The organism is Pseudobutyrivibrio sp. JW11 (assembly GCF_900115355.1).
Lineage (GTDB): Bacteria > Bacillota > Clostridia > Lachnospirales > Lachnospiraceae > Pseudobutyrivibrio > Pseudobutyrivibrio ruminis.
The window spans coordinates 42226-66048 of record NZ_FOWB01000011.1; the positions used below are offsets into that span (position 1 = coordinate 42226).

20 protein-coding genes are annotated in these 23823 nt (G+C 37.0%); all 20 read right to left on the reverse strand.

The genetic code is table 11. The features are described 5' to 3' along the window. Nucleotide 1 precedes the first annotated feature (1 nt). Nucleotides 2-1399, reverse strand: coding sequence for a nitrogenase component 1 (locus tag BM102_RS10180; protein ID WP_090481682.1), 1398 nt, complete (start codon nt 1397-1399; stop codon nt 2-4). A 23-nt stretch (nt 1400-1422) separates the two neighbouring features. After that, complete coding sequence (locus BM102_RS10185; RefSeq protein ID WP_074791288.1) at nt 1423-2301, reverse strand: nucleotide-binding protein; 879 nt, start codon at nt 2299-2301, stop codon at nt 1423-1425. 28 nt (nt 2302-2329) lie between these two features. Then, nucleotides 2330-3031 (reverse strand): SDR family oxidoreductase, encoded by a 702-nt coding sequence (locus tag BM102_RS10190; RefSeq protein ID WP_090481785.1) that lies wholly within the window; start codon nt 3029-3031, stop codon nt 2330-2332. A 22-nt stretch (nt 3032-3053) separates the two neighbouring features. Next, a complete protein-coding gene (locus BM102_RS10195) occupies nt 3054-4328 on the reverse strand; it encodes a radical SAM protein (RefSeq protein WP_207646573.1) in 1275 nt (424 codons plus the stop codon). A gap of 15 nt (nt 4329-4343) precedes the next feature. Further along, entirely contained in the window at nt 4344-5186 is an 843-nt protein-coding gene (locus BM102_RS10200; protein ID WP_090481685.1) for an ABC transporter ATP-binding protein, read from the reverse strand. A 15-nt stretch (nt 5187-5201) separates the two neighbouring features. Further along, on the reverse strand, nt 5202-6296 hold the full coding sequence (locus BM102_RS10205) for a taurine ABC transporter substrate-binding protein (protein WP_090481688.1): 1095 nt from the start codon (nt 6294-6296) through the stop codon (nt 5202-5204). 2 nt (nt 6297-6298) lie between these two features. Beyond that, complete coding sequence (locus BM102_RS10210) at nt 6299-7069, reverse strand: ABC transporter permease (RefSeq protein WP_242942932.1); 771 nt, start codon at nt 7067-7069, stop codon at nt 6299-6301. A gap of 18 nt (nt 7070-7087) precedes the next feature. Beyond that, nucleotides 7088-8320, reverse strand: coding sequence for a methionine adenosyltransferase (metK, locus tag BM102_RS10215; RefSeq protein ID WP_090481694.1), 1233 nt, complete (start codon nt 8318-8320; stop codon nt 7088-7090). 123 nt (nt 8321-8443) lie between these two features. Continuing rightward, nucleotides 8444-8587: a YezD family protein gene (locus BM102_RS10220; RefSeq protein ID WP_074791284.1), complete on the reverse strand. Its 144-nt coding sequence runs from the start codon at nt 8585-8587 to the stop codon at nt 8444-8446. Nucleotides 8588-8749: 162 nt separating this feature from the next. Then, on the reverse strand, nt 8750-9157 hold the full coding sequence (locus tag BM102_RS10225) for a PaaI family thioesterase (protein WP_044938042.1): 408 nt from the start codon (nt 9155-9157) through the stop codon (nt 8750-8752). Between the two features lie 90 nt (nt 9158-9247). After that, a complete protein-coding gene (locus tag BM102_RS10230; RefSeq protein ID WP_090481697.1) occupies nt 9248-10225 on the reverse strand; it encodes a LacI family DNA-binding transcriptional regulator in 978 nt (325 codons plus the stop codon). Nucleotides 10226-10271: 46 nt separating this feature from the next. Next, nucleotides 10272-11126, reverse strand: a complete 855-nt coding sequence (locus tag BM102_RS10235; protein ID WP_044938046.1) for a carbohydrate ABC transporter permease — start codon at nt 11124-11126, stop codon at nt 10272-10274. Continuing rightward, nucleotides 11126-12004, reverse strand: coding sequence for a carbohydrate ABC transporter permease (locus BM102_RS10240; RefSeq protein ID WP_090481700.1), 879 nt, complete (start codon nt 12002-12004; stop codon nt 11126-11128). The genes BM102_RS10235 and BM102_RS10240 overlap by 1 nt, the downstream gene beginning before the upstream one ends. Nucleotides 12005-12073: 69 nt before the next feature. Beyond that, nucleotides 12074-13366 carry an ABC transporter substrate-binding protein gene (locus BM102_RS10245; RefSeq protein WP_090481703.1) on the reverse strand — a complete coding sequence of 431 codons (1293 nt, stop codon included), beginning with the start codon at nt 13364-13366 and terminating at the stop codon, nt 12074-12076. A gap of 231 nt (nt 13367-13597) precedes the next feature. Further along, entirely contained in the window at nt 13598-14815 is a 1218-nt protein-coding gene (locus BM102_RS10250) for an acyltransferase (RefSeq protein ID WP_177194953.1), read from the reverse strand. Between the two features lie 84 nt (nt 14816-14899). Next, nucleotides 14900-15346: a DUF6465 family protein gene (locus tag BM102_RS10255; RefSeq protein WP_090481708.1), complete on the reverse strand. Its 447-nt coding sequence runs from the start codon at nt 15344-15346 to the stop codon at nt 14900-14902. A 187-nt stretch (nt 15347-15533) separates the two neighbouring features. Then, nucleotides 15534-16520 carry a peptidylprolyl isomerase gene (locus BM102_RS10260; protein ID WP_074791278.1) on the reverse strand — a complete coding sequence of 329 codons (987 nt, stop codon included), beginning with the start codon at nt 16518-16520 and terminating at the stop codon, nt 15534-15536. A gap of 1 nt (nt 16521) precedes the next feature. Next, the gene (locus BM102_RS10265; protein ID WP_044938055.1) at nt 16522-16776 is read right to left on the reverse strand and encodes a hypothetical protein; all 255 of its coding nucleotides are present in this window, start codon (nt 16774-16776) and stop codon (nt 16522-16524) included. Further along, entirely contained in the window at nt 16761-20366 is a 3606-nt protein-coding gene (addA, locus tag BM102_RS10270) for a helicase-exonuclease AddAB subunit AddA (RefSeq protein WP_090481713.1), read from the reverse strand. Before addA ends, BM102_RS10265 begins: the two co-directional genes overlap by 16 nt. Then, a complete protein-coding gene (locus BM102_RS10275) occupies nt 20353-23814 on the reverse strand; it encodes a PD-(D/E)XK nuclease family protein (RefSeq protein WP_090481715.1) in 3462 nt (1153 codons plus the stop codon). Before BM102_RS10275 ends, addA begins: the two co-directional genes overlap by 14 nt. Nucleotides 23815-23823: the final 9 nt, after the last annotated feature.

Sequence of the window (23823 nt, forward strand, 5' to 3'; positions counted from 1 at the left end):
ACTAGCTTACCTCCTGCTTCACATACCAGTTGCCACTTTTGCTTTTCCAACTAATCTTGTAGTTGCCTTTATCTACACCTTGCAACTTTCCCGAGAGTCGTATTGCTTTGACAAATGAGTCATACAATACATAAACTCCGTCAAATCCGTAAATGGATTTATTTCTGGTGGATACAACTGTAGCGCCTTCATCAGAAGCAAATGAGCTTCCCTGAAATTCGCTAACATATATATCAACTTCTCCCTTTGCTATTGCATTTGCCTTCTCAAAATACTGACCATTACCAATCACCGCTGTTATTCCTTTTGAAAGAAAACGTAATTTAGATAACTGATTTCTATTCTCTAAATCAACAAAAGGTGCTCCAAATCCAACCACTTCTCCACCAAGATTTGTAAACAATCTTGCGTATGCAGGAATTCTACTTAGTGATGCATCAATAAATATCTTTTTGCCATCCAAAAGATGCTTTGAAATGCTTCTTGTTAATTCCGTTTCTACTTCATCAACATATTTACTTGCTTTATCCTCAACCTTTAGATACGCAGCCAACTTTAGCAAAAATGCTTTTGTACCTCTAAATCCAACTGGTGCTTCAGTAACTATGTAAGGAACATCGTATACTTCCTCTAATTCTCTGGCTAAATATCCACCTTCTTCTGGATTTAATACAACAGTTGCTTTAGCTTTAGATGCCGCTTTGATTTCATCTATGCTAGAAAACCTTGGCAAGACCTGATATTTAATATCCAATGCCTTAAGGATTTTTGCTATTGCAGCAATATCTTCAATGCTCTCTGAAAATGAGATGACGTTAATGAATGGTTCCGTTTCCTCTGGATTTTTATCAATCAAATACTTTAACAAGCTATGAGTCACAATGTCGTAACCGGTTACTGGTGTTTTTGATTTAAATCCATCTGTATAGATGCTTATAATAGGAATCCCTATTTCATCTTCCAGCTCTAAAATAATGGAATTCACATCGTCATTATTAATAGCAACCACAGGTGTTCCTATAATAAAAACAGCTTTAGGATGTTGTTCCTCATAGGCTCTGATAACTGCTTCTCTAAGCTTGTCTTCACCTCCTAAGATGGTGTCCCTTTCCACCAAATTTGTACTGTACCACCCAAAAGCTTCGTCAATTTGAGTAAGTCCAATATTTCCGCAGCCAATTGCACCATTCACAATTATTGCAGCATCCTCAATCTTAGATAACACATCAAATGCATATATAGTTTCATCCACATGGATTTGAGAATAAGTCCTTACTCGTTGTTTGATTTCCGTGCCTGAGGTTTCATCAATAAGACCTTCAAGTGTTCCGTGAAAATGACTTAATGCACTTAATCTTTTTTCTCTGGTAAGGGCTTTTCTATCTTCCAAAAAACTCATAAAATCTCCTCCTTACCTAAATGCTAAATAGCCTCAGCCACTCCATTTACAACACCATTTTCAATATCGTATATACGGTCTCCCCAGGACCTAGCCCAATCTCTAAGTTCTGCTGAACCAAGAGGATTTGGTACCACCAGATCTTCATTTTCAGCAATATACTTTGCAAGATTTCTATAAATATCTGCCTGGGCACTGTTTGGTTTTGCCTCGATAACTGTCTTTCCATAAAGCTCAGATTGCTGAACATCAAGTGAACGATTTACATAGCCGGCAATGCTTGTGCCTGTCTTTGCCACAAAGTCATCAACTATCTCTCTGTGATAGCCTGGCTTCATGCTGTTTGCAATAACTCCACCAAGCTTAGCACCACCGGTAGGAGCATATTTATTAATTGCCTTGAAAAGGTTATTTGCTGCATACAATGCCATAAAATCAGAAGAAGAAACAACATATGCTCTGTCAGTAATTCCATCTCTGATAGGAACTGCAAAACCGCCGCAAACAACATCACCTAATACGTCGTATAAAACATAATCAGGCTTAAATTCCTCAAATAGATTTAGCTCCTGCAATAAATTTACAGCCGCATTGATACCACGCCCTGCACAACCTACTCCTGGAACTGGTCCGCCTGATTCAATACAAAGCACTCCACCAAATCCTTTAACAGAAATATCATCCAAATGAATCTTATTTCCTTCTCTTAGACTATCCAGTACTGTTGGAAGATAGTTATTTCCTCTAAGTGTATTTGTAGAATCACTTTTCGGATCACATCCAATTTGAATTACTCTGTAACCAGCCTCTGCAAGAGCTGCACTTATATTGGATGTGGTGGTTGATTTTCCGATGCCACCTTTTCCATATATAGCAATGTGCTTACCTATTTTTCCTGCCATATTTTCCTCCTAAATGTATGGTATTCTATTAATCTTGTTTAATCCTTTGGGCGCCGTTATTAATATTGATTGTCTCTCCATTAATATATTCTGGAGATTCTGTTGCCAGCCAAAAGATTGTTTCTGCAACTTCTTCTGTTCTTGCATAGCGCTTAAGAATTGTTCTGTCCTTAAGCTTTTCAAACCTGTCTCTATAAATGGATGTTTCTATAAAACCTGTATCTACAGGCCCTGGTGCAACAGAATTAATAACTACACCTTTATCGCCCAAAACACTGGCCAAGCTTTTTGTAGCATTATCAATTCCTGCCTTAGTTATTCCATACCAGATATCCTTATGACCTATCTGGCAGGACTGAGAACCTACATTTACCACTCGACCTTTATTCTTAATTAAGGAAGGCGCAAATTTAGATATCAGCTCTACCGGTGCCTTTAGGTTAATATTAATTATCTTATCCACTTCTTCAGTAGGATAATTGTCATAAAAATAAGGACGATCAATTCCTGCATTATTAATCAGAATATCAATATCCCCTATCTCATCAACCAGATTTTGAATATCAGAAATATTTTCCAGATTAAATTCTATTTTTGTGACCTCTGGAATATCAAACTTTGAAAAATCCCTAGCAACAACTGTTACCTTGTATCCCTTCTGACTAAATAATTTTGCAGTTTGATAACCAATTCCTTTTGTTCCTCCTGTCACTAATACATGTTTAGCCATGCTAATACTTAAAGTGTAGTGACTAAGCAACTACACTCTTTCCCCCTTCATATTCACTCAAAACACTATCATCTTCTACGCCAAGCTTTGCCTTAGGTAAACTTTCTGTTGAAACGCCCTCATACAATCTAAGCAAATCATGAGCAACAGTATCTGGTTCCGCAGTGGCATCGTTTAAATATTCCCATGTGAGTCCGTATTTTCGATAGATATCCACAACTCTTTCAAATACCTCCCAGTGCCAATTAGCCTCTGGTGTTCTATGTCCTACTAGTGAAGAACCAACGTTAACATTCCACTGAGATGCAAGTGCGACAACACCTTTTGAAACCAACTGCTCAATACCTTCAAGCAATGATTCCTTTGGCTCTAATCCAGAAACAAAGGTAGAGCGAACTCTAAATTTGCCAAATACATTAAGTTCTTCATCAAGTGCTTTAAGCCAATTGTCTTGTCCGCCGCATTCGATTGCTTTTCCTGGGCAAATAACATTAAAGATATTTCTATCCCAAATCTCAAGATTTGTAGCAATTGTTCTAAATCCTGCATCCTTGTATTTTGCAAATACATCTAAATCTTTCGGTGCACCAACACATGCTGTTCCATTAAAATCCTCAAGACCTGTTGCATCGATTATAGCTTCAGCTGCATCAATGTAATAATCTACTTCACGTCTTTCTGGAATAAATCCTCCACTGATAGTCAGTTTGTTAAAGCCGTCCTTATAGCCTTCCTTCACAGTTTCAGCAATCTGATTTGGTGTCTTCCAATTGATGCATTGTGCTTCACCATACAATGCCTTAGTCTCATTAATATTGCAGAAAAGGCAATCTCTGCCCTTATCCTTCAGTGAACACTCATTACTATATGAGATAAACATATGACCATATCCATAATCCCCTGCTACTGTTCGCATTAAAGCTCCGTCTGAAGTCTTTTTGCTATAATAAGCAGCTCTTCTTGAGAAGGTTACATTTTCTAAGACTACGCCATCATATACATGTCTGATTTGAAACTGATTACCCTCATATGTAAGTGTGTAAGGACTGGACTGAACCCATCTGAGCTCGATTCTATATTTTCCCTTTGGAGTGATAATGCACGCAGGGAAATCAATACCTGTATGTGCATGATGATCAGCCGCAAATAGAATATTGACCTGCTCAGTATATTTTGTTCCTAGCTCAATATTTTTGAATATATCAGGATTAAATCTCACTCCATCGACTAATATTTGATTTTTAATCTTTATCTCATCGTATAATTCTTTTTCAAAACTATTTAATTCCTTTGCCATACATATATCCTTTCACTATATAATTGTTTCAATAGGTCTTGTATCTCTTATACTAATTAAGCTAAGAAGCTTTTCTCGATATTTAAAATACTCTTCTGTATAAACTCTTTTATTTGATTTTTCTTCAATAAGATCTCTAGAAAAATTTAGGGGCAAGTCTGCAACAATTCTTCCTGGATTCTTGCCTAATACAATGACTCTAGTTGCGAGCTGTAACACTTCATCTACGTCGTGTGTAATAAAGAAAATAGTATTTTTTGTGGTATACCAAATTTCTCGTATCAGTTTTTGCATCTCTTCTCGGGTTAATGCGTCTAGAGCACCAAAAGGCTCATCCATTAATAGTATCTTTGGCTCATTAATTAGTGCTCTAGCTATAGCAGCTCGTTGTTTCATGCCGCCTGATAACTCAAAGACTTTCTTTTCTCCCTTACCTGAAAGCCCCACTCTATCTAAAAGATAATTAACCTTTTCATCAATAATGTTCTTAGGCACATTATTAACTTTAGGTCCAAACTCAATATTTTTTCTAACAGAATACCAGCCGTATAGAGATGGCTTTTGGAAAACTACTCCTCTATCTTTATCTATGCCAGCTAGTTCTTTATCTTCTAGAAATACTTGTCCTGAAGATGGCTTTTCAAATCCGGCAAGTATATTTAATAGAGTACTTTTCCCGCAGCCACTCTCGCCCATTACACATATAAATTCACCACTATAAATATTGAAGTTTAAATCCTCAAATATAGCATCATTTTCAGAGCGATTATCTATGGAATCATATCTAAAGGATACGTTTTTTACAGAAATAAGTTCTCCTTCTGGCTCATAAACATCATCAATTCCATAATTACTCATATACGCACCTCTTTGTTATTTATTAAGAATGTTTTCAATAAAGGTAGAGTCAACATCTGCTCTGTAGAAATCAAGTTCTTTTGCACTATCTAAGTTGCCCTGTGTTACATGAAACTCTGCAGTCTTTTTAATAGTTTCTGCAAGTCCACTCTTCTCTCCTGTTTTGCCAAGGAATCTTTCACTTACCTGCTCAGATGGTGCAATCCATACTGAACCATCCAATTGATTATTAGCTTCTTCTTCTGATATCTGTAAATTAGCAACTAAATCCTTAACCGCTACATCTCTTTTGTTTGCAATAATGTCATATGCTTTAGTCTGAATTTCTACAAAACCGGTAACAAGTGTTGGATATTTCTTAGCAAATTCTTTATTGGCTGTTGTTAAATCTGCAGTAATGATTCCATCCTCTGCAAGGTCTGCGCTTGATACAAGTACATTTCCTGTAGCCTCAATCTCTCCTAAAACTGGAGTCCAAACATAAGCTCCATCAATATCACCTCTTTGCCATGCCGCCAAAATATCCTGTGGTTGCAAATCAATTACGTCTACATCTCCAATTCCCTGCTGCTCAAGATAGTTTAATAAGCTATAGTGAGAAGTTGATGCAAATGGTGTAGCTATTACCTTCCCGCTTAGATCCTCTGGTGTTTTGATGTCCGAAGAAACTGCAAGAGATTCTGCTGTACCGATTGTTGCATTTATATAAACCACCTCATATCCAAGTTCATTTGTTGTTCCTAATGAAATTGGTGATGATCCAAATGTGGCAACATCAACAGATGCTGAAGCATACGCGTTATTAACATCGCGACCTGATTCAAAATAAAGTACCGTTGTCTTTACACCAGTGTTTGCTTCAAATTCACTGTAAAATCCTTCAGCAATTGCTATTGCATCTATAGAACTTCCATTAAGAATAGCTATCTTTATTTCATCAGGATATTTTTCTCCTGAAATAGGATCTACTCCAAGATTTGACTGAGCTTCAATATTAACTTCAGCATCAGCAGTTTGCTCAACCTGTGCTGTCTTTCCACATCCTGTTAAAACCTGTAAAGTTAATCCAAAAATTGCTATTGCCGCTAATTTCTTCTTTGTATTCTTCATAATCACTCTTTTCCTTTCCAAAAAATCACTTTCTTATCAATGAGCTTTAAAACTGAATCTAGTAATAATCCTGTTATTCCCATGATAATAATCGCTACAAAAATAATGTCGCTTCGCAAATACTTGCTGGCATCCAGTGCCATCCAACCTATTCCACTCATTGCCGCAACCATTTCAGCCGCTACTAGAGTTCCATATGCTCCAGCGATAGAGTTTCTCAAGCCTGTAAATATATCAGGCAATGCTGCCCAAAACATTACTTTCCAAAATATTTGAAACTTATTGGCTCCTAGAGTTTTTGCAGCGTTAATATAGTCCACATTAACTTTGGAAATTCCATCCACGCAGGAAACATATATAGGAGGTGCTGCTGCAATAAATAAGAGCATTACTTTTGATTCATCACCAATTCCCATCCATAAAACTATTACTGAATAATAAGCTAGTGGTGGTAATGGTCTAATAAAAGTAATGATTGGCTCCATTATTGCTCTTAACCTAGGTCTATATCCGCACAACAATCCTAATGGAACAAATATAATAGTTGCCCAGAAGAAAGCCTCAAAGATTCTCTTTAGACTGTCTAATATATGTCTCCAAATTGAATAATTTTTATATCCTGTCTTTAATACTTCGCCAAATGCAATAAGTACACTTTTAGGAGACGGAAATATTAGTGTAGATATAGATAGCACCTCAGTAATGACAAACCAGACAACAAGTACTGATATAGCCGTTATTACACTTAAGTATCTATAATTTTTCTTATTCAAAATCGTTGCTCCTATGAACTAAACAAACTCTGTCTCTAATACCTTGATATTGATTTTGAACTCAGGCTGCTCTAACACCTTCTTAATCTCCTCGACTTTATCTAAATGCTCCCATGGAAGGTCCACATCGGTCCTGCCGAAATGTCCATAAGCAGCAGTCTGTTTGTAGATTGGCCTACGAAGATTAAGGGCGTCGATGATAGCTGCTGGTCTAAGATCGAAAACATTTTCAATAATTTCTGCAATTTTTTCATCACTGATTACCCCCGTATTAAAACTATCAACTGAAATTGATACAGGCTTTGCTACGCCAATGGCATAAGCAAGCTCAACCTCTACCTGCTTTGCAACACCTGCTGCCACAAGGTTTTTAGCCACCCATCTAGCTGCATATGCTGCGGAGCGGTCGACCTTAGTAGGATCTTTTCCTGAGAAAGCACCGCCACCATGTCGACCGGTGCCGCCGTATGTGTCAACAATAATCTTTCTACCTGTAAGTCCAGCATCTCCCTGTGGTCCGCCGATTACAAATCGTCCTGTAGGATTTACATAATATATTGTGTCCTCATCCAAAAGCTCCTCTGGAATAACTGGCTTAATAACATATTTAATTACATCTTCTCTAATCTTTTCTAAAGTTACATTTGCCGCGTGTTGAGTTGAAATTACAATAGTATGAATTCGTTTAACTGTTTTATTGTCATCATCGAATTCTACCGTCACCTGAGATTTTCCATCTGGTCTAAGGTATGGAAGTGTTCCATTCTTTCGAACCTTCGTAAGCTGACGTGTAAGACGATGAGCAAACGAAATAGCAGGTGGTAAATATTCAGGTGTCTCATCTGTCGCATATCCAAAAATGATTCCTTGATCTCCAGCTCCTGTTCCAAAATCTTCCTTTACTCCTTCCTGTTTTGATTCAAATGCCTTATCTACACCAAGTGCGATATCAGCTGACTGTTCGTCGATTGATGTAAGAACTGCAATTGAATCTGCGTTGTACCCATCCACATTGTTTACATATCCGATTTCCCTGATTGTATCCTTTGCAATTTTTGCAATGTCCACATAAGCTTTTGTTGTAATCTCGCCTACAACAAGTGCCAGTCCTGTAGCAACTGTTGTTTCAGCAGCTACTCTTGAATATGGATCCTGAGCAAGTAGCTCGTCAAGGATTGCATCAGAAATTTGATCTGCAATTTTGTCTGGATGTCCTTCTGTTACTGATTCTGATGTGAATAACTTTCCCATATTTGTTTGTCTCCTTTTCTTAAAATATTTTTTTATATGAAAAAACAACTAGAGGCCAAAGCACAGCTAATGGAACCATGCTCTAAACCTCTAGTTGTCTAGTCAGTTTATTTAATATCTATATTAAATTCTTATTTTTTCACTCTTATCAATCTGTACTATTTTTCCATCCTGGATAATTATACTAACAGAACCAAATTTTATTGTTTCTATGAATTCTTTAATCTTTGCCAGTTCATCATTAGAAACACTCCTTACATTTGCCATATGCTTCTCTCCCTTTACAATTGCCTTCTGTTAAGTTGTTAGGAATTATATTAGAGAATCGTTGTAAATTCAATACTTCTAGCTCCTAAAGAAAATGAGAGCCCGTTATAAATCTGTTTTATAACGAGCTCTCATTTGGTATTTTTAGTACATTTAAACCCATTACTGGTGATCTGCAACACAGTAATAATCGAAGGTTCCTTTGCTAACTAATTCGCCGTTGTCATCTGTCACTTCTACATCAATGATACAGAACTTACGAGTACGCTTTACAACCTTTCCTTTGGCTGTAATACGTCCAGATTTGGCGCCTTTAAGGAAATAATAGTTGGACTGCTGTGTGACATACTGGCGCCCATCTGCTCTTGCTGTGTAGCCAGCGCAAGTATCTGCCAAAGTGAAATGTGCTCCGCCATGGGCAATTCCAAGAACATTAAGTGTTTCTGGAACAATATCAATATGTGCAGTGGCACCTGTCAACTCAATATCGTCCATAACGATATGATTATATTTTACAAATTCATTTGCATTAAGAGACTCTGCTAACATCTCCATTAATTCTTCACTCATAATATAACTTCCTTTCAATTAACTAGAGATATTATAGAATATTTAAAACAAAAAAACAGCCCACATCAAACCCTGATGTGAGCTGAAATATTATGTACTTTCTCTCTTTACAAGCGTAACTGGAAGCAATGTTCGCTTAGGAACAGTCTTGCCTTCAGACGCTGTAATTACCATATCAACAGCCGCCTCAGCCATTTCTTTTATTGGCTGGTGAATGGTAGAGATTGGTGGATTTGTGATTTGAGAAATCATAACATCATCAAATCCAACTATTTTGATATCCTCAGGTACACGCTTGCCAAGCTTGGAACAGACCTGCAAAATCTGAGAAGCAATCAAATCTGAACTGGCAAAGACCCCATCGATTTCTTCGTCGTATTCCAATGCACCTTCCAGCATATCATGATAATCAAGGCTGTTATATTGCCCCATATTCGTAGCAACAACCTTATAATATACTCCGTTCTTTTCACAGACTTCTATGAACCCTAGGGCTCTGTCATCAGCTGGCATGGAATTATTCAAAATACCACTGACGTGTAGAAGTCTCTTGCAACCGCAGTCAATTAAATGCTGAGCTGCAAGTTCTCCCCCTTGTTTATTGTCGCACTCTACAGCTGCTGTTCCATTTTCAACAAAACGCTCAACTGTAACAAGTGCTATATTGCTGTCCGTAAATTCCTGTACTGCCACACTTCCAGAGAAAAGAATGATTCCTGCAACCCTATTGCTCGTGCACATATCCAAATACTCTTTTTCCTTATTGTTTCTCCCCTTGGAGTTGCACAAAATAATCTTGTAACCATGCTTACTAGCAGCATTTTCGATGTTACTTATCATCTCTGCAAAGTATGGATGTCTAATATGAGGAACAATGACTCCGATAGTATTAGTTGTTTTTTTCGATAGAGATCTTGCTACCTCATTCGGTCTATAGTTAAGCTTAGCCATAGCTTCATAAACCTTTTTTCGAGTTTCGTCGCTAATATAACCTCTGTTGTTTAATACTCTCGATACCGTGGTGACAGTCAGTCCGCATTCTGCTGCCACATCTTTTAATGTTGCCATTGTAACCCCCTTATACTTCTACGGGAAGACGCAGCATTATAATTGCCTATTTAACAGCCCCCGCTGTTATTCCCTCAACAATATATCTCTGTAAGAAAATATAAAGAATGAGGATAGGTAACATAGCAAGCAAAAGTGCTGCCATAATTAATCCTGTGTCTGTAGAAAACTGCCCATAGAATACCTTCGTAGCGATAGGAATAGTATATAATTCCTTTCTACCGAGTACAAGTGATGGAAGCAAATAATCGTTCCAGAATGCCATCGCATCAATAATTGCTACTGTTGCAATTGTTGGCTTCAATATCGGAAATACGATTTGTGAGAAAATCTGCCACTTGTTACATCCATCAATTGTAGCTGCTTCTTCCAACGAAATAGGTACATTTGTGTGAATACTTCCATGGAACATAAATGTTGCCATAGAAAGTGAAAAACCAATATGCATAAAAATTAATGTAACTCTATGATTTAAAATACCAAAAATTCCACCATATAGGGAAACAAGAGGTACCATGAGCACCTGGAAAGGAATAACCATTGATGCAATCATAAGTACAAATAAAATCTTGTTAGCCTTCCAATTATTTCTAACAATAAGATAAGCAGTCATAGATGAAAGAATGATAGTTCCTATTGTAGAAAGAATTGTTACGAACAATGAGTTTCCAAATACTTTGAAGAAATTCATTTTCTTGATAGCATTTGGGAAGTTCTCAAGTGTAAATCCATGCTTACCAATAAGAGCAAGTGGATTTGCTGTAATATCAGCCTTAACCTTGAAAACGTTCATGATAACCATTATGAAAGGGAATACGAATGCAATAAATAATAACGTAAGTACGATAATCATAATGGCATGTTTGATTTTTTTATTACGAGCTGCTACTTCATTTTCCATTATGCCTGCACCTCCCCTTTCTTACCAACGTAAACTTGAATTCCACCAATTACTGCACAGATAACAAACAAGATTAAAGCCTCAGCCTGGCCTGTACCATAGTTTTTGTTAATGAATGCCTGATTGTATACGTGCATAGCTGCAAGAGCTGAGCTACCGTATGGATCACCGTTTGTCAAAGAAAGGTTTACATCATAAACCATGAAACATCTGGTGATTGTAAGGAACAGACACTGTACAAATGACGCTGTCATAAGTGGAATAGATATGTGAATGATTGACTGTGTTCCTGTACAGCCATCAATTTTAGCCGCCTCAATAACATCTTCTGAAACACTCATAAATCCTGCAACATAGATAAGCATCATATAGCCTGCATATTGCCATACAGAAACTATAATAAGTGCTGCTATCGCCCCATTTTCTGTTGCAAGGAGTGACTTAGCATTGCCTGATGAAATAAAGCTTCCCAATGCTACAAAAGCTTTATTGAAAACAAATTTCCAAACGTAACCAAGTACGATACCACCAATCAAGTTTGGTACGAAGAAACCTGCTCTGAAAAAATTCTGCCCTTTAATTCCGCTTGTTACCATATAGGCAATGATAAAAGCTACAGCATTTACAAGAATAACTGCAATTGCTGAATAAATAAATGTGCGTCCTAATGAAACCCAATAACCTGAATCCGCAAATGCGTTAATGTAATTTTGAATACCCACAAATGGTTTGTTACGAGAAACACCATCCCAGCTGGTAAGTGTTAAGTATAAACCATAAATGAAAGGTATGATTACCACGCAGGCAAATATAACTGTTGATATACCTGCAAAAAGCAAATACTGCTTTATTTTATAGCTCATTGTATTTGTTTTCATAATTCTATCCCTTTCAAAAAAAAGTGGGACCTTGGAGTCCAAGGCCCCTTATTAACAATCAATATGATTTTAGTGTTCGATTGGTGTTGCTGTCTTGAAGTACTCTTCTACTGCTGTAACCAATTCGTCTCTTGTCATAGCCTCATCCAAATACTTCTGCATGATTTCCTGACCAACTACTGTCATGTGATCATCTGGTAAGTAGTTGTAGTTAGGAATAAGCTTTCCTGCATCTGCATAAGACTTAACTGATAATGAAAGTGGGTCAAGTGCTGAAGCATCGATGTTGTCGAATGCTGGAACAAGTGCACACTGCTCTGTAAGGAATGCATTTCCTTCAGGATCACTTACTAACCAGTTAAGGAAGTCAAGTGCTGCCTGTCTCTGCTCATCGCTTGTAGCATCTGAGCTATCTACAAAGAAGTACTTAGAACCGCCACCAACAAGCTTTGTATTTGTGTCATCAGATGTGTTCTCAGGTACTGGCATGATTCCCATGTTCTCTGTGTAATCGTACTGGTTGATTACTGACCAATCCCAGTTACCACCAAACATGAATGCGATGTCGCCCTGTGCGAGCATCATAGATGACTCTTCACGGTCAGCGTTTGCTGCTGAACCCTTAGCATAGTTGTAAGCGATTAATGTATCGAATGTATCCATAAGCTCGTTGAACTTTTCGTTGCTTCCAAGATCAGCTTCGCCAGCTAATAATGAGTTAACGAATGCATCTGGATCTTCCTGCTGCTCATATACTTCTGCGAAGTAATGTGCACCAAGTGACCAGTACTCAGAAAGGACACCAACTGGAGTCTCCATTCCGCCAGCCTTAAGCTCATCTAAAAGAGCCTGGAAATCATCAAGTGTTGCAACTGATGATGGATCAAATGTTTCGCCTGTGATTGCTTCAATTGCATCTGCGTTGTAGATAATACCTCTAGCCTCTACACAAACTGGGAAACCAGCAAGCTTGTCGTTTACTGTAATACCAAGTGTTGTGTGACTAGCCCAATCTTCATTTGAAAGATCATATGCATAATCATCAGCAAGTGAATAAATATCTTTTGCATCAACCATTGTAAGTGTGTATGGATCGTTTGATGCATACTTTGTTGCTACCTGAGATGCAACTGTTGTATCAGTATCAGCGTTGTATACCTCTACGTGTACGCCAGTAGCCTCCTCATAAGCTTCAGCCATTTCTTCGAACTGTGTCTGAATCTCAGTCTTTGAATTAAGTACTGTGATTGATACGCCTGAGCCTGAAGCACCGTCAGATGAACCACCCTCTGTGCTACCACAAGCAACTAGTGAAGCTGACATTGCAGCTACCACTATAAGTGATAATAACTTCTTCTTCATTACAATTAACCCTCCTTCAAATAGGTTCGTGTGTTGTTTACAAATTGGATATTAGCATTCAACATATACTATGTCAATCGGTTGACATACAATTTAAGCCCTAAAGTGTTCATTTTGTAAAAATAGGTCAAATTGTTAGAATTATTTTTGTGCATTATTCACCTAAATCAGGCATAAAAATAGCTTTAACATATGTCAAACGTGTGATATATGTCAAAGCCATTATGTTAACTATTTTCTCTTTTTAATATCAAAAATTGCTGATATAGGTTTAACCGTAATGTTGTCTATGAAGTAGGCAATTATAACAGAACCTATTAATGTAGCCAGTGAAAGAAACAAGAATCCCATGCCCTTATGCATTAGTGAGCTTGTAAATGTATAACAATATTTTCTCACTGCAAAAACCAGCACCAACATGTGTCCTAAAATAATGCCATAGCTATACTGGCTAATCAATCTTATCAGATATACATTTTTTAGCTTATCCCCCAATTTAAAGAAGATAGCCATTATGCCTACAGATGCAACTATCATATATGGATAATGAGCCGCTAAATCATCTGACATTGGTGGGTTCAAATGAATCGCCACTTCAAATAATATAAGTGCAACCACACCAGCAATCATTGCAATGCTATCGTATTTACGTGACTCATCCAAGCTATACCAATACCCTATCAAGAAAATCAAAAGCCAGAATGTAAAATTCATAGGCATGGCATTTTCATTGATAATAACTTTTGTAAGAACAAAATATATGTATAAAACCATTATCAATGCTGTCAATTTTTTGTATGGCATCTCTTTAAGCATGTATCGTAAAAACGGTACCAACACATACAAAGAGATGATTACATATATAAGCCAAAAATGATGTACATTTGCCTTTGAATAATCTGCAGTAATTATTTTATAAATTGCAGTTGTAAATGATGTATAGCGCTGCGCATTATACTCCCATAAATAATAAAAGTAATAAATTACAAGTGGCACTATTATCTTGGTAAATCTCCTTCCATAAAATGTAAGAAGATTTTCATCCTTAAACCTTAAAAGTAATGCACCTGATATCATTAAAAATAGGCAGTTGCCTCCTACCCCGGAAATACATCTAATTAGATTTAAAACCTCATATAAAGGTGTTCCTGCCATGCCTGATGCATATGGCCAATCCATAGCCAGCACATGAACAAACATAATAAATAATACCGCAAGAGCACGAATGTAATCATACACCGGTTTATGATTGTTTTCTGGCAGAGCAAGGGTCTGTTTTATATAGCCTGTATCTTTAATAGATTTTACAATGCTAAAAACACTGCATAGCCCCACAATTAAAATGGCGATAACCCAATTAATAGGATGTGTAGTAAACACTCCTATAATGGCCAGAAAAAGGATATCTATTAATACCCAATAGGCCACTGTGAATAAACTTTTTTTCATCATTCCTCCACGTAGCATGACCATAAAAAAGCTGCATCGTATATACGATACAGCTTTGTGCTACGACATAAAAAATATTAAGGATTAAAGATCTACTGAACCAACGCGATCCTTGTTTGCTACATAATAAATCTTGCGCTCCTCTGGCTTGATATAGATGTTGAGCTCTTCAAGAGTCTCCTTCTTATAATCCTTCTTAAACTGAGCCTGTGCTTTCTTGATGCACTCAGCTTCTGTAAATTCACGATCCTGATACTGAACAACAGCTGTTGTTACTACTGTTTTTTTAGCCTTAGCTGTTGCTTTCTTAACAGTCTTTGTAGCTGTCTTCTTAGCTGCTGTAGCTTTCTTTGTTGCTGTTGCCTTAGCTTTTGTAGCTGTCTTTTTAGCTGCTGTAGCTTCCTTTTTAACTTCTGCAACTGCTTTCTTAGTTGCTTCACTAGCGCTTGCTGCTGCAGTCTTTACAGTTGTAGCAGCAGATGCAGCTGACTTCTTTACATCATCAACTGTAACCTTTGCATTTGTTACCATTTTTTCACCCTCCTATATGAGCAAACAATTATTATTTTTTATATGCCCTATATTATAGTCATTTACTCACGCAATTGCTAGTACATTCAATTAATTTTCTACCAAATCACTAATAAAATATAAATTATCAATTCTTTTTAGTACAAATTGCAATTATATATAGAAAGTTGTATATATTTTGAATTATCTAAAAATGGTCGTTTAATGTTTTAAAAAAACTATCACTTGTTAATTCCGAAGAATCCTCTGGAAAATCTATAGACTCCCAAAGCTTTGTATTCATGTCAGAGAAATATCTATCTTCTAAATCAGAAACGATGTCTTCAAGCACTTGCTTACGGCGGTTCTCGATGATTACAGTTTTGTTTTCTTCTGATAACTCTTCGTTATACTTGTCCAAACACTGGAAGAAATAGTAACCACCATCAGCAGCAATTGCTGAAGAAACTTCATCTGTATCAAGATTGAAAACTACATCATCAACTTCCTCAGGATACTCTCCTCTTGCGAAGGTAACCTGATAAGAATCAAGCTCTGTGTATGTTGATGCAAGTCTCTCAAATGTGTAACCGTAATCTATCATTCCCTGGATAGTCTCTGCTGTAGATTCATCTGAAACATACAGTACAAAAGCTTCCATAACGCGGGCCTCATCTTCGGATACTTCCTCATCAACAGAGTTCATTAATTCCTCGTATACTTTAGAAGCTAAAGCATATCGCATATACATTTTTTCGATATCTTTTTTCTTTGCTTTTGTAAAACTTTTTTCTGTTGAATTTAATGATTTGTAGTACTCTTCTGCTGCGTCAGAACAAGCCTTCTTTTCTGATTCTGTAAGCTCAATTTCCTGCTCACTTGCATATACATTTAAAATGTATACCCTTGTTAAATGCTCCATTGTTAAATCTTTTATTGAGCTTGTCATTGTATCAGTATCATAATCCTCTGACCAAAGATTTACCCCATCTACAGATCCGTAAATGTTTTTCTCGTTTAATAGATAAACAAGAGCTTCTTTTTTGGAGCATTTAAAATCTCCGATTTTAAATACAGTGTTGTATCCACTAGATGTGTCGAAATAAACTACTTTGTCTCCTACTGTACAACCAGTAAAATTAACCGCTAGACATATCGCAAATGCAATAGGTAATAACTTCTTATAAAACTTCATATTAACCCTCTACAACAAGATATCTTCCATCAGAAATAGAAAATACTTCTTCGGCTGATAAGATTTCCTCTTCACTCATGCCTGTGATATCCATTTCGTCTTCAAGATATTCAAGTACCTCTTTTTTATTCTTGCAGACTGTGGCACATACGTCCTCTAAAAACTCTACTGCCTCATCGTAAGACTCAGCTACCTTTTCAGGAAACAACTGTAACTGTTTCTCCAAAAATGTTTCAACTACTAATTTGTCGTACATATATTTATACTCCTTTCAAGTGCAAATGAATAAATGAGCACTTCCTTAACAGGAACATCGTAAGCATGCTCTATTGCATCTTTGTATAGCTTTAATTGCTTTTCATATCTTAGCACTAAGTCCTTGTCTTCGTCCACCTTATCAGTCTTATAGTCCATAAGAATTATTCCATCATCCTCTTCAAAGAAGACATCAATAATTCCCTGTACTAAAATCATCTCATCTGTAACATCTTCATCATCAAACAATTCCTTTGCATCGCTTCCAAAAACAAAAGGCTTTTCTTTGTAAAGCTTTCCATTCATAGCTGCCTTTGACATACGATCAGACAAGTCGTCGTTTAAGAATACCTGAAGCTTTCTATGATTGATTCTTGCAAATTCATCATCTGATAAGCTCTTAGTCGCCTCCATATATTTCAGTTGCTCATCAAAGCTTGACTGGTAATCGTCTCTGGCAAAATCAAAGCATTCCATAAATCTATGCATGGCAGTTCCATATAAAGCGCCTGAAGGAACCTTGCTTTCTTTGTCGTTTCCTTCCGTAACGGTACGCATGAACTGAGGTATGTAGCTTTCCTCTTCATTTTGAATAAATGCAGGTGCTGCATCTTCATTGAACTTGAACGTATTTTCCATTGCCTGATGTTTGATTTCAGAAACAGAATACTTGCTTTTATATTTGCTATCTGCAAGGCCATTGTATTTAAATGATAACGTATTTGCGATAGTGTTATCCGCAGTACTGCCTGACTGGACAATGCTTTCAATGGCTTTCTTTACCTGTTCCTTTACAATTCCCTTTTCAACCTGATCAATGAACAATTCCTGACAATCTATAATACGTCTGTTGTAATCTCTTCCAGATGCATTCAAAGCACGAATAATCAGTTCTATACTTGTGGATACTCCTATCTTAGTAGGGAAGCTGAGCTTACTTCCATCCCCACTAAACTCTTCTAACTTATCAACAACGCTTTTATCTTTTGATGGTTTTATTGCACCAGTAATAATCAGTTTATCAACAGCTCTAGTAAATGCTACGTAGAGAATTCGTAAGTATTCTCCTCTTTCCTCAGCTGCAGCTTTTGCATGAATCAGATTAAAAAATGGTGTCTTGTAGGTAATCCTTGTTTCAGGATTTCGATAATTCAATGCCACACCAAGTGTTGCATCATATGAAAAATTGCTTGTGTCACTTCTAAATCCACGGCCACATCCACAAACAAATACTACAGGGAATTCCAAACCCTTACTTTTGTGAATAGTCATTATTTTGACAGCCTCATCATTTTCACCAACTGTCTTAGCAAGTCCTAAATCCTCATCATATGTTCTAAGGCTTTCAATATAGCTTACAAATCGAGACAAACCTTTGAAGCTGGTACTCTCAAAATTGACAGCCTCATCCACTAGTTTATCCAGGTTTGCAGAAGCCATCTTGCCGTTAGGAAGTGCCTTGCAATACATTCCATATTTGGTATATTCCAGGATGTTTTCTATTATTTCATGTATAGGTGTATCTATAGCCTGCTCTCTGAAATAGTTTAATGTATCAAGGAACTCAGAAACATCCTTTGTGGACTTTGTCTTGTCCCACTCAAGGAGGCATCCATATAAAGATTCCTCAGTGTTAATTGTTCTAATTTGGGCAAGTCTTTCAGAAGAAAAACCAAACATCTGAGAATGAAGTACTGCCGCAAGGGGAATATCATTAAAAGGATTATCGATAATAGTAAGCATTGATAATACTGTCTCAATTTCCTCTCTATCAAAAAATCCAGTCTCCTCAGCAACATATGCTGGTATGCCATAATCTTTTAATGTGGAAATGTATTTGTCAGCATGGCCTTTTGTACCTCTCATGAGAATAACAACATCTGATAAACGCATGTCTCTAAGATATCGTCCCTCATCGTTTTTTCCACTGACCTGGAAGCCTGATGCCATCAACTCTTTAATGCGCTTTGCTACAACAAGTGCCTCAAGCTCATCTCCATTTTCGATATTGAGCTCTTGCATTGAATCAGAATTCTGAGTTGCAATTATAATCTCTGATTCATAATCCTTTGCTTCACCAGGAAAGCTTTTATCTCCAAGCTTTAAAGCCGCCTTCTCATCATAGGCAACCCCGCCAACGTCCATCTGCATAAGAGGCTCAAATACCTGATTACAAAAATCAAGAACTTGCCATCTACTTCTAAAGTTGTTATCCAAATCAATTCGGATATCATTGCCAGTATCATCAGTTGGATAAGTGTAAAGCTTATCAATAAACAACTGTGGGCTAGCTTGTCTAAAAGCATAGATAGACTGCTTAACATCACCTACTGTGAAATAATTGCTTCCATTGCTGATAGCAGTAAGAATCTGTTCCTGTAACTCGTTGGAATCCTGATACTCATCTACCATGACCTCTTTGAAATGCTGTGACAGCTCAACTGCAACAGATCTTTTTTCATGTTCTTTAGAGTCCTTATTTCTAAGGATTTCAAGGGCCATGTGTTCAATATCATTAAAGTCGTATATATTTTTCTTTGCTTTTATTTTGTTTAAGCTTTTCGTGTATTCTTTTGTAAATCTGATTAATGCTGATGCCTGTTTTTTCACATACATCAAATCAGAAAACATATCTTCCAAGCTGGATGAATAGTATGATTCCTTTAATTTGCCTACCACATCTTTGTATTTTGCTCTAAGCGCTTTCGCTCTAGCTAAATCATCCTCATTTAAAGATGTGCCTTTGCTTCCAAATCTTTCTGAAAAATCAGCACCCATAACAGCACTATATTTGTCTTTGAAAGTGGTAGCCTCGGCTATACCTCTAAGCTGTGCCAATTCCTTTGAGAAGATGTGTTTATCCTTAGAATCACAATCGGAATCATATAAATCCAAAAGCTTTGCAACTGAATCTATTAGTCCACTTACATACAAATCCGTATATGCGATAATCTGTTTTACCAACTGGGAATTTTCTAATTCTTCTACGCTACCAATATTGTAAAGATTTAACGCATTGTCGTACCATTCGTCTACCCAGGCAAAACTAGTAGCTTTATCATGTATTGCAAAGACCATTTCCTTTAGAGTGTCTGTTCTTCTTCCCGAAATATAAGCGTCTGCCAAAAGTTTAAAATCTTCATCATCCGCTTCCAAATACTTTGACAAAAGATCACTGAACACCTCATCGCAAAGCATTTTGAGCTCGCCCGATGTTCCTATTCTAAAGGCTGGGTCCATATCGATTTCATAGAAATAGTTTTTTACAACCCAGCTACAGAAGCTGTCTATGGTTCTAATATGGGCGTTATGTATAAGAGTGGCCTGTGCCCTGATTCTAGCGTCCGCACCATTATTTGCAATGGCTTTATCAATGGCACGTCGGATTCTATCTTTCATTTCCGCAGCAGCTGCAGTAGTGAATGTAACAACCAGAATTTCATCCACATCTATTCCATTTTTTTCATCAAGAATTTCAGATATTATTCGTTCAACTAATACGAAGGTTTTTCCACTACCTGCGGCAGCGCTAACAAGCATGTTCTTGCCTCTCGTATCCTTCACTAATAGCTGTTCTTTAGTTAGTGCCACTATCCTTGTCTCCTAATTCTTCCTTCATTAACTCCAATACATCAGACTTACTTTTTCGCTTTTCCAAATTTCTAGCCTGATATCCTGGCTCGTTTTCATCAAAGTGACAAACACTTTTAAAACCACAGTATCTACAAGCATCTATCTGTGTTCCAAGCTTTGCAGGCGATGGTTCAAACTGGCCATTGATTATACCCTCAGCAGTCTTTGCTGCCGATAAAGCTGCATAATCTATAACTGTTTTCATATCATCTCGGCTGATTGCATTAGCAGAAGCTAAAAGCTCGCCGTCCTTTTTTACACCGAATGGAACAATAGATGATTCTTTTGTCTGCCAATCCTCTATTCCAACTGTGCTATCATTTGCAGCCAAATCCTCTGGCTCGGATGAAAGGATACCTTCCATTCTGCTAAGCTTTAACTGTTTTTCTTTAAAGTTTTCTCCACTACTGCTAAGCTCCAGGAATTTATTAGCCATTTCATAATAGAGCATAGCTGATGGATGCATAGTAGAATTTGGATATTTGTCCTTAAGCTTATCTAAAACAACTCCCATATAAATAGGCAGCTGCATTGATAGGCCATAATAGCACTCATCCAAATCAAGCTTATGACCGCTTGATTTATAATCGATAATTCTTACCGCTCTGTCGTCACCATCTGTCATATCGATTCTGTCGACCTTACCATTTAAGTTTGCAACAACTTCGCCACTTACAGGATTGATTATTTCAGATTGAATCTTTTCCTCGAAAAGCTCAGGCTCAAATTCTCCTCTTGATACCTGTGTTGTAATTATCTCTACCACATGTCTTAGAGTCGCTTTCATGGATTCTACTATGTATCTTTGAGTTGAATCCTCCAGAGTTGCAACCTTTGCCATAGACTGGAAGGTTTGGGAGATAGCTGTCTCAATATATGCTTCTCGTTCTTCCTCTGTTACTCCCTTAAAGGTTTTATTATCTGCCTTTAAGCTATCAGAGTATCTTTGAATCGCTTCATGATAAAAGTTACCCATATCGATGCTGGATAATTCAAACTTCTCTCTCTCCTGAAGCTTCATAATGTATGTAAGGAAATATTTATAGCTGCATTCATTGTATAACTCAAATCTGGATACTGAACCTTTAATGGTCTCGTCTGCATTTAAAGCCTCATTGACAGCTAACATAATATCATCGGAAAAGTCTTCTCGCTTATGTTGGAAAAAGGCTCCGTTTAAGAGAATTTCCAGATCATCTGAACTATCTTCCTTTGCCCAGTTTAAAAGCTCTTCTAATACAGCTTTCTCCTGATTAGACAGCGCATCTAAACCAAAGGTAGCAGCTTTATTTACAAGCTCAATCATGTACTCCAATGAGCTTTTCTTTGATAGCAGTCTATCCTCTATGTCAAAGCTCTCTATCTCCTTTAAGGACAAATCTTCGAACATATTTCTTAATAAATCCATTAGATAAGATGGATTTACAGCTTTACCAGCAGAATCTACTCTTGGCATTGTAATATAAAGCTTCTCATTTGGCTTTGTAAGCATCAGATATAGATAGAATCGCTGTCTAAAGGACTTTTGCCTATCTGATGGAGCCAGCTCAAAACCTTGGGCTAGAAGCTGTTCTCTTTCTAGCTGAGAAAGGATACCTCCATTCTCCACCTTCTTTGGAATAGCATCATCAGATGCTCCTATACAAAACAACACCTTGATATTTGACAAACGTGTACGCTCAATATCTCCTAAAATCACGCTATCATTGGCAGGAGGAATTACACCAATTGAGGCTGCCGATAGGCCCGCTTCAAAAATATCATGGAATTCTTCCAAATCCATTTCTTCATCCCCAAGAATTCCCACCAACTTATCAAGGATATCCATTATAACCGGATAAATCTGGCTATACTCTTTCGCCTTAACTGGCTGATTGCCATCTTCGTATAATTTTTCTCTTGTTTTAATTTGTCCTTCAAAATCAAAGTAGCAAATAATCTCGTATAAAGCAGTAGCAATTGTTCTTACTGAACATTTTTTAGAAATTTGATTATCAAATGCCTTGAAAGGGGCAATAAACTTTTCTCTAATTTCATTTACCCTAAGTAAATCCTCATCCTTGGAATATGAATTAGAACGAATTGCAAAAGGATGAAAATACTTTTTCTTGCCACGGATTCCCGTAGAAATAAGATAGTTCTCCAGGTAATCCATTTCCTCAAATGTTAAGTCTGTAAGATTGGTTCTTAAGAATCTAAATACATCTTCTCTTCTGAAGTCATTATCGAAAATATCAAACAAAGCATCTATTGCTTCTGTCATCGGATGGAATAAGATTTCTGTTTTGGCATCAACAAAGTGAGGGATATCATAATTGTTCCATATCCCCGAAACTAAATATCTATATTCCTCCAGGTTAGGTGCAACAACGGCAATATCCTTGTAATGCATTCCCTCTCGGATTAGTTTATTAATTTCTATAGCAACATACTGTAGTTCATCACGCTGACTTCTGAGACTAGTTAGTACTATATTACTGTTTGGCTGTTCCTTACCTGCGTATTTCTGTGGCTTCGCCCTGAAAATATTCTTTTCAAGATGGCTGAGTATCTCATTGTCTGAAAGCCAGCCATTTTCCCTGGAAATATAGGTAGGTTTATTTATTGTTACGCCAGCTCTCTTGGCGATTTTGTTCATTCTTATTGCAAATTCAGATGACATTGAAAACAACTCATCATCTGCAAGGTTTTCTAAAAGAGGTGTATCTTCGTCTGCTGTAATTGTAACTGCTACCTCATCGCATATTGCAAGCATATGTTCCACAAGCTGATACTGGATTGGGGTGAAGCCCGTAAATCCATCTAATACAACCGTTGAACCGTTTACTATTTCTGAGCTATCCAACATATCATTTAACGTAGATAAAATAGACTCAGTGGTAACGTATTTACCATTTATAAAATCTAAAAAAGCCTCGTACAATACTAACAAATCCGAGGCTTTTCTTTTGAAGCTTTCTGACATTGCAGGTGTATCAATCATCTCCTTAAGCTTATCTGGAGTGATATTGTACTGAGTAAGCTCTGAAATCAAAGACTTTACCTGAGTAATATAGCTGATTCTTGTTATATTATTCCTTAAAGTCTTTATGTCATTGATATTTGAGTTTATCAGCTTGCGAATTACAAGAGATTTTCCTGTATCATCCAAAACAGCGTTTACGCCAGCCCCAAGCTCTTCAAACACTCTGTATGCCAATCGATTAAAGGATAAAACATCGATGTTCATAATGCACTTGTTAGGGTGCATAGAAACAAGAAGTCTTTGGGTGGACATAGTGTACTGCTCTGGAACTATAACAAGAAAATTCTTGTCTTTATTTGCCATAGCTTCTTTTATTATTCTTTTATAAAGGGTAGTGGATTTACCACTACCCGAGTTACCAATTATTAATGATAATGACATTATTACTCC

Coding starts and splice junctions, on each gene's coding strand:
- BM102_RS10180 (WP_090481682.1), bottom strand. CDS start 1,399: ATGAGTTTTTTGGAAGATAGAAAAGCCCTTACCAGAGAAAAAAGATTA.
- BM102_RS10185 (WP_074791288.1), bottom strand. CDS start 2,301: ATGGCAGGAAAAATAGGTAAGCACATTGCTATATATGGAAAAGGTGGC.
- BM102_RS10190 (WP_090481785.1), bottom strand. CDS start 3,031: ATGGCTAAACATGTATTAGTGACAGGAGGAACAAAAGGAATTGGTTAT.
- BM102_RS10195 (WP_207646573.1), bottom strand. CDS start 4,328: ATGGCAAAGGAATTAAATAGTTTTGAAAAAGAATTATACGATGAGATA.
- BM102_RS10200 (WP_090481685.1), bottom strand. CDS start 5,186: ATGAGTAATTATGGAATTGATGATGTTTATGAGCCAGAAGGAGAACTT.
- BM102_RS10205 (WP_090481688.1), bottom strand. CDS start 6,296: ATGAAGAATACAAAGAAGAAATTAGCGGCAATAGCAATTTTTGGATTA.
- metK (WP_090481694.1), bottom strand. CDS start 8,320: ATGGGAAAGTTATTCACATCAGAATCAGTAACAGAAGGACATCCAGAC.
- BM102_RS10220 (WP_074791284.1), bottom strand. CDS start 8,587: ATGGCAAATGTAAGGAGTGTTTCTAATGATGAACTGGCAAAGATTAAA.
- BM102_RS10225 (WP_044938042.1), bottom strand. CDS start 9,157: ATGAGTGAAGAATTAATGGAGATGTTAGCAGAGTCTCTTAATGCAAAT.
- BM102_RS10230 (WP_090481697.1), bottom strand. CDS start 10,225: ATGGCAACATTAAAAGATGTGGCAGCAGAATGCGGACTGACTGTCACC.
- BM102_RS10235 (WP_044938046.1), bottom strand. CDS start 11,126: ATGGAAAATGAAGTAGCAGCTCGTAATAAAAAAATCAAACATGCCATT.
- BM102_RS10240 (WP_090481700.1), bottom strand. CDS start 12,004: ATGAAAACAAATACAATGAGCTATAAAATAAAGCAGTATTTGCTTTTT.
- BM102_RS10245 (WP_090481703.1), bottom strand. CDS start 13,366: ATGAAGAAGAAGTTATTATCACTTATAGTGGTAGCTGCAATGTCAGCT.
- BM102_RS10250 (WP_177194953.1), bottom strand. CDS start 14,815: ATGAAAAAAAGTTTATTCACAGTGGCCTATTGGGTATTAATAGATATC.
- BM102_RS10255 (WP_090481708.1), bottom strand. CDS start 15,346: ATGGTAACAAATGCAAAGGTTACAGTTGATGATGTAAAGAAGTCAGCT.
- BM102_RS10260 (WP_074791278.1), bottom strand. CDS start 16,520: ATGAAGTTTTATAAGAAGTTATTACCTATTGCATTTGCGATATGTCTA.
- BM102_RS10265 (WP_044938055.1), bottom strand. CDS start 16,776: ATGTACGACAAATTAGTAGTTGAAACATTTTTGGAGAAACAGTTACAG.
- BM102_RS10275 (WP_090481715.1), bottom strand. CDS start 23,814: ATGTCATTATCATTAATAATTGGTAACTCGGGTAGTGGTAAATCCACT.